This is a genomic window from Roseibium aggregatum IAM 12614, assembly GCF_000168975.1.
Classification (GTDB): domain Bacteria; phylum Pseudomonadota; class Alphaproteobacteria; order Rhizobiales; family Stappiaceae; genus Roseibium; species Roseibium aggregatum.
This window is the reverse complement of the sequence record NZ_AAUW01000017.1, coordinates 163,811-171,098: the sequence shown is the minus strand read 5'-3', so window position 1 is coordinate 171,098 and position 7,288 is coordinate 163,811. Positions and strand designations below refer to the sequence as shown.

Genomic DNA, 7,288 nt, shown 5'->3' with positions numbered 1-7,288 from the left:
CTCCGCCCGTGCGCGCATCCGCTGCCGGGAAAATGCAAATCAGCGTCGCCGCCAGCCGTCCGGCCAGTCGATCTTCCCTGCAGCCCTGCGGTGCACGGGCAATATCCAGTTCCAGCCTGGCCGTCTCGCCGACGAACACCTCTGCCGGGGCCTCGAAGGTCAGGTTGTTCGGCCGGCGGAGCGACATCGCCAGATCGACGCCGAGCAGGACAACGAGCACGACCCAGGGCACCGCGCCGATTTCACGCGCAGCGCCCCCGGTGACAACCGTGATCACCGAGATGGCCAGGGCCACCGCGCCAAAGGCGAGCAGTCGTTTGGAGGGCCGGATCAGCGGGGAGCCTCGATCTGGTTGAGAATGTTTTCCAGAACCTGCGCCGGGCTGCGGCCCTCGATCTCGGCCGCCGGGCCAAGGACGATCCTGTGGCGGAGGGCTGGAACGAACAGGCGTTTGACGTCATCGGGAATGGCGTAATCGCGTCCGTTGAGCGCCGCCGTTGCGCGTGCCGCGCTTGCCAGCGCATCGGCCGCACGGGTCGAGGCGCCGAAGGCGATCTCGGAGCTTTGGCGGGTCGCGCGGATCAGGCGCAGGATATAGGCCAGGATGTCGTCTTTCAGGATGATGCTGTCGACCAGCGCCCTTGTTTCCTCAAGGGCGGTCGAATCGAGCACCTTGGACAGCGTAGCGGTTTCCATGCCGGCTTCCAGCGGCTTGTCCGCGTGCTGGCGCAGGATCGCCATTTCGATGTCTTCCGGCGGAAAGTCGATCACCAGCTTGAACAGGAACCGGTCGAGCTGGGCTTCCGGCAGGGGATAGGTGCCCTGCTGCTCGATGGGGTTCTGCGTCGCCACGACGATGAACTCCCGTCCGAGGGAATGATCCGTGCCGTCGATGCTGACCATGCGTTCGCTCATGGCCTGCAAAAGGGCGGCCTGGGTCTTGGGCGGGGCGCGGTTGATTTCGTCGGCCAGCAGCACCTGCGAGAACACCGGCCCCTTGGTCAGTACGAAGGTGTTGGTGCGGAAATCGAAGATCGAGGTGCCGAGCACGTCGCCGGGCATCAGGTCCGGCGTGAACTGGATTCGGCCGAAATCGAGTGCAAGCGCTGCCGAAAAGCTGCGGGCAAGCAGGGTCTTGGCCGTGCCGGGAGGGCCTTCCAGCAGCACGTGGCCGCGGGCAAACAAGGCGATCAGCAACAGGTCGATGATGTCGTCCTGTCCGAGAACGGTCCGGCCGATCTCGGTCCGCAAGGCATCGGTCCGTTCGCGCAGCGCTTCAAGCGTCATGGGTAATTTGCTCCAATACCTGTTCCAATTGGTCGATGTGCTGGATGGCTTCCGTCGCAGGAAGCCGGGCAGGCAGTTTTCGTATGTCGGTGAGGATCGCGCGCAGGCGCGGCGCAAGGGCCGGGTGCCGGCGTTCGGTGTAGGTCAGAAAGGCGTCTTCGCCGGCATAATGACGGGCATGGGCCGGGCCGAACAGCGCCGACGCGGTTGCCGAAATGCGGGCGGTCGCATATTCGCGGACAAGGGCGCCATCCTGCCCGGAAAGCCGCATCAGCCGTCCGCGCGCCTGCACCGCCAGATCCTTGCCTGTGCCGGGGCCTGCCTCTTCGTCGCGAATGGGGCCGTAGCGGCTGAACCCGCGCCACAACGCCAATCCCAGCAGCAGCGCACCGCCGAGCCACAGGGCCCGGAAAGGCGGGCCGAAGAAGCGCAGCAGATCTTCCCAGGTGCGCTCGCGCCTGGGCTCGCTCACGGGATCGCGCAGCCAGGAGGACCGGCTGTAGTCGATGACGATATTCCGGGTGCCGGCCGTCTCGGTCAGGACATCCAGGGCAATCCCGGCATTGTCGCCCAGCCGCAGGCCATGGTTGTTGATCAGGTCCGGATCGGACAGCACCAGAATGCGCTCCTGCTCGCTGTCGCCAGCGGTTGCGAGCGGACAATCGGCCAGCAGCATGGCGCCGGTGTCGCCGACGATCGGGCGGCAGCTTTCGTTGGCGAAGGTCTGGGCGGCATAGATCTCTGCCCGCAGAGGCTCGCCTGCCTGTGACCGGTACCGGAAATCGGTGAAGGCACGGTTCGAAGCGCCTATCTTGGTGCCGCGTGTGCCGGTGATCTTGTCCACGATGGCCTGCAGGCGGTCGGCCTCGACCTTCAGCGCGGGGTGGGCAAGACCCGTCAGGCGCATGCCGCTGCGCCATTTCGGCAGCACGAGCAAGGTCGGCACGCGCTCGGCCTTTTCGGAAATGACGATTGTGTCCAGATCGTATTCGTCCTGCTGCTGCAGCAGTTCTTCCTTGGTGGCCGGGGTGTCGCGGCCGCTTTCCGGCAGCGTGTCGTAAAGCGGTACCACCAGGAGGCCGACCCCCGTCTGGTCCATCAGCCAGCCACCGGCAAAATTCTGGGCGCTGGCACCGTTTTTCACCAGCCACACCTGAAGCCCGTCCAGTCCGGCGGGCGAGCGGCGCAGCACCTGCTGGCGCTGGGACAGGATGTACCAGCCGGCGATCAGCACCGCGACGCAGATCAGCGCGATGACCGCGGTTTCAAGGCTCGGGCCCTTGGTTTGCGTGTTTGCCGTGCTCTCGCTCATGCCGCCTCCGGACCCAGCAGGCAACGGCAGTTCGCGACATGGTCGTTGAACTCGTCCTCGCTGACATCCCTGCCGCCGAACTGCACCCGTTCTGCCATGGTCACGAGCTTGCGCAGAAGGTCGCGCGCCTGGCTTTCGGGCAACTGGCGCAAGGCGTCGCGTGCCGTCCAGCTTCGCTGCATCAGGATGCCGTTGGCTGCGATGGCGGTGGCCAGCACCTTTTGTGTCAGCAGCACAAGGGCCCTCTGCCGGTCTTCCATGCGCAGGATCTCGTCGAGCGGGGCCAGCTTTTCCGCCCACACGGGGGCCTGGCCACGTATTCTGGGGCGGCTGCTGTCGGGGTTGTCGGCGTCACGGCCAAGCGACACCGTCAACCGGCCGCCGAAGCGCAGGAAGAGATAGGCAATCACGAGAAGGACAGCACCGACGATCAGGCCGGGGATCCAGCGATCTTCAAACGTCACCTGAGGCTTGTCCGCTGCCGGTTTCGGCGGCTCCTGCGCCGTGTCCAGCTTGGGCGCCGGTGCGGAGGGGTCGAAGTAGGTTACGTCCGTATCGATCCCGCGCAGACGGATCGCACGCAGGTACTCCTTGCCCGAGTCGCCGATTTCAAGCGGTTCCTGAACGGCTTCTTGTGCATATGAGGGAAGCAAGGTCCCTGAAAGGATCAATAAGAAACAGACGATTGAAAATCGGCGCATGCCGGGTTTATTAGCCGCTCGGTCTGAGCTTCGCAACCGACAGCTGCTGCCAGGGTTCCGTTAGGATCACGTTCTCCGTTTTTACCGAGGGCATTCACTGCCCGATCCGCTCCAGATGCTCGCCGAAATTGAGCATGTTCCCGTCCGGGTCCCTTGCGCTGAATTCGCGCATTTCCCAGGGTCGGTCGGTGATCGCCTCGGCGATATCGGCGCCCGCTTCTGTCACCGAGGTGTAATAGCCGTCGATCCCGGCCACGAAGCAATAGGCCGTCGCCGGATGCCGTCCGGCTCCGGCCGACAGATGCAATTCGACATGGTCCCGGCACAAAATGGCATAGCGGACGGGCTCGGCCTCCGTATCCGCCCATTCGAACCGGCTCTTGAACAGGAGCCTGTTCCGGTAATAGGCGACGGCGGCCTTCAGGTCGGAAACCGGAAAGACCGGAGCGATATGGGAGAGATGCGGTGGTTTGGTATCTGGCATGAGGAAACCTCCGGAACTGCCTGAGGTTGAGCCTGACGGACTTTTACACCAGTGGCAAATGACAAAAGCGCCCTGTAGGGTCCGCGGCTAGGCGACTAACTCTCGGCTGGTCATTCCGGACGGTCTGCAGCGTAGCTGCATGGCCCGATCCGGAATCCAGTGAATCAGCGTGAGCGAAAGCGAGCACAAACTCAAACAAGCATCTGACACTTAAAAAAGACGCGCCTGCGGCGCGAAGCATGCACTGGGTTCCGGATCAGCGCGCAGCTTCGCTGCACTTGTCCGGAATGACTCGCCGAGGGGTTTGTTATCTAACAAAACGGGCCCCTCAGGGCCCGCTTCGATCTCACCTGACTTGAAAAGCCGACCCTCAGCTCGTCACGAGGTTGCGCAGCACGTAGTGCAGGATGCCGCCGGCCTTGATGTATTCCAGCTCGTCCAGCGTATCGACGCGGCACAGGCACTCGATGGTCTTGGTGGTGCCGTCCTCGTAGGTGACTTCCACGTCCATCATCTGGCGCGGCTGGATGTCGGCGATGCCCTTGATGGTCACGCGTTCCTTGCCGGTGATGTTGTGCGACTGCCAGCTCTCGCCTTCCTTGAAGGTGAGCGGGATGACGCCCATGCCGACCAGGTTGGAGCGGTGGATACGCTCGAAGGACTGGGCGATGACCGCCCGCACGCCAAGGAGGTTGGTGCCTTTTGCAGCCCAGTCACGAGATGAGCCTGTGCCGTATTCCTTGCCGGCGAAGACGACCAGCGGAACACCTGCTTCCTTGTATTCCATGCAGGCGTCGTAGATCCATTCCTTCTTGCCGTCCTTCATGGTCACGCCGCCTTCGACACCCGGAACCATCTGGTTCTTGATGCGGATGTTGGCGAAGGTGCCGCGCATCATGACTTCGTGGTTGCCGCGGCGCGAGCCGTAGGAGTTGAAGTCCTTCTGGGCGACCTGATGCTCGGACAGATATTGACCTGCCGGGCTGTCGACCTTGATCGAGCCGGCCGGGGAAATGTGGTCGGTGGTGATCGAATCCAGGAACAGGCCCATGACCGCCGCGTTCTCGATGTCCTGAAGCGGCTTCGGCTCCATGGTCATGCCTTCGAAGTAGGGCGGGTTCTGGACGTAGGTCGAAGATACCGGCCAGGAGTAGGTCAGGCCGCCTTCCACCTTGATGCTCTGCCAGTGCTCGTCGCCCTTGAAGACGTCGGAATAGCGGGTGCGGAACATTTCCTCGTTGATCGAGGAGCGGATCAGGTCGGTGATCTCTTCCGTGGTCGGCCAGATGTCCTTCAGGTAGACCGGGTTGCCGTCCTGATCTTCGCCAAGGGGGTCCTCGGTGATGTTGACCTTCAGGTTGCCGGCAAGGGCGTAGGCGACCACCAGTGGGGGCGAGGCCAGATAGTTGGCGCGCACATCCGGGTTGACGCGGCCTTCGAAGTTACGGTTGCCGGACAGCACCGAGCAGGCAATCAGGTCGTTGTCGTTGATCGCCTTGGAAATCGACGGATCCAGCGGGCCGGAGTTGCCGATACAGGTGGTGCAGCCGTAACCGGCCAGCGTGAAGCCGAGTGCGTCGAGATCGTCCTGAACGCCGGCCTTCTCGAGGTAGTCCGTCACAACCTGGGAGCCGGGTGCCAGCGATGTCTTGACCCAGGGCTTCACCTTCAGGCCCTTCTTCAGCGCGTTGCGGGCCACAAGGCCGGCGCCGATCAGAACGGACGGGTTGGAGGTGTTGGTGCAGGAGGTGATGGCGGCGATCACGACGTCGCCGTTGCCGATGTCGTAGTCCTTGCCTTCAACGGCGACGCGCTTGGAAAGCTCGTCCGCCTTCTTGAACTCCTCGGTCATGGTCTTGGTGAAACCGGCGGCGGCATCGGAAAGATTGATGCGGTCCTGCGGACGTTTCGGGCCGGAAATCGCCGGAACGACGGTGGAGATGTCGAGTTCCAGCGTGTCGGTGAAGACCGGTTCCTCGCCGCCCGACCGGAACATGCCCTGCGCCTTGGCGTATTCGGCAACCAGGGCGACGCGGTCCTTGTCGCGGCCGGTGGCTTCCAGATACTTCAGGGTTTCCTTGTCGACCGGGAAGAAGCCGCAGGTCGCGCCGTATTCCGGGGCCATGTTGGCAATGGTGGCCGCGTCTTCCAGGGACAGGTTGTCGAGGCCGGGGCCGTAGAATTCGACGAACTTGCCGACGACGCCCTTCTGGCGCAGCATTTCCACGACGCGCAGCACGAGGTCGGTCGCGGTGATGCCTTCGTTCAGCTTGCCGGTCAGCTTGAAGCCGACGACTTCCGGGATCAGCATGGAGATCGGCTGGCCGAGCATGGCGGCTTCCGCCTCGATGCCGCCGACGCCCCAGCCGAGAACGGCCAGGCCGTTGACCATGGTGGTGTGGCTGTCCGTGCCCACCAGCGTATCCGGATAGGCGATGGTTTCGCCGTCCTCGTCCTTGGTCCAGACGGTCTGGGCCAGGTATTCCAGGTTCACCTGGTGGCAGATGCCGGTTCCCGGGGGCACGGCACGGAAATTGTTGAAGGCGGACTGGCCCCAGCGCAGGAATTCATAGCGCTCGCGGTTGCGCTCATATTCCAGTTCGACGTTCTGTCTGAAGGCGTCCTTGGTGCCGAAATAGTCGACCATCACCGAGTGGTCGATCACGAGGTCGACCGGAACCAGCGGGTTGACCTTTTCCGGATCGCCGCCGAGCTTCACGGCAGCATCGCGCATGGCTGCAAGGTCGACAACGGCCGGAACGCCGGTGAAATCCTGCATCAACACGCGGGCCGGGCGGTAGGAGATCTCTTGATCGGACTTGCGGGTCTTCAGCCATTCGGCGCAGGCAAGAATGTCTGCCTTGGTCACCGTGCGGCCGTCTTCGAAGCGCAGCAGGTTCTCAAGCACCACCTTCAGCGAGAACGGCAGTCTGGAAACACCTTCAAGGCCGTTCTTTTCCGCTTCGGGGATGGAAAAATAGGTGTAGGTCTTGCCGCCGGCGGTCAGTGTTTTCTTACACTTGAAGCTGTCGAGGGACTGGGTCACGACGTGCGATCTCCTTCATTGTCCAAAAGGCCCGGGCCGTGTGTACCGGTTCCCGGTATACTCTCTCAAGGCTCCGGACACGAAGCTGCAAAGCCACGCGATCCGTCATCCTTTCGCGCGGGTACGATGAGAGCCTCTCCCTCAGTCGCCGCCGCAAATTGATGCGCCGCACCTATAGCAATCTTTGGCTTCATCCACCAGACATGACACCGAAGCGGTTGTCGATACTTCGGGTGAAGTTTCAGCCCATTGAACGGCGCTGTCCGGATCTTGAAGCCAGGAAACACCTTCGCAAATTCGAAGGTGCGATCCTGAGTGCATGCAGATGCGTCAACCGGTATATAGACACCATTTAGTGGATGGGAAGATATTGCATACCATTGTATACTGAATTAAAACGCCGCTCAGCCAGCTTGTCCCGGCGCGCCAGATCGAAGGCCAACCGGAGAGCAAGCCTG

General features: G+C 62.7%; 6 protein-coding genes. All 6 read right to left on the bottom strand.

The features are described from left to right. Positions 1-277: hypothetical protein (locus SIAM614_RS21800; RefSeq protein ID WP_208984069.1), on the bottom strand; the 277-nt coding region annotated here is incomplete at its 3' end. 53 nt (positions 278-330) lie between these two features. Then, positions 331-1,287 (bottom strand): AAA family ATPase, encoded by a 957-nt coding sequence (locus SIAM614_RS21795; protein WP_006937972.1) that lies wholly within the window; start codon positions 1,285-1,287, stop codon positions 331-333. Next, positions 1,277-2,599: a hypothetical protein gene (locus tag SIAM614_RS21790; RefSeq protein WP_006937969.1), complete on the bottom strand. Its 1,323-nt coding sequence runs from the start codon at positions 2,597-2,599 to the stop codon at positions 1,277-1,279. Before SIAM614_RS21790 ends, SIAM614_RS21795 begins: the two co-directional genes overlap by 11 nt. Further along, entirely contained in the window at positions 2,596-3,252 is a 657-nt protein-coding gene (locus SIAM614_RS21785; protein ID WP_006937967.1) for a DUF4129 domain-containing protein, read from the bottom strand. The genes SIAM614_RS21790 and SIAM614_RS21785 overlap by 4 nt, the downstream gene beginning before the upstream one ends. A gap of 142 nt (positions 3,253-3,394) precedes the next feature. Continuing rightward, positions 3,395-3,784: a bleomycin resistance protein gene (locus SIAM614_RS21780; protein ID WP_006937964.1), complete on the bottom strand. Its 390-nt coding sequence runs from the start codon at positions 3,782-3,784 to the stop codon at positions 3,395-3,397. Positions 3,785-4,154: 370 nt separating this feature from the next. Further along, positions 4,155-6,830, bottom strand: coding sequence for an aconitate hydratase AcnA (gene acnA / locus SIAM614_RS21775; protein WP_006937963.1), 2,676 nt, complete (start codon positions 6,828-6,830; stop codon positions 4,155-4,157). Positions 6,831-7,288 lie beyond the last annotated feature (458 nt).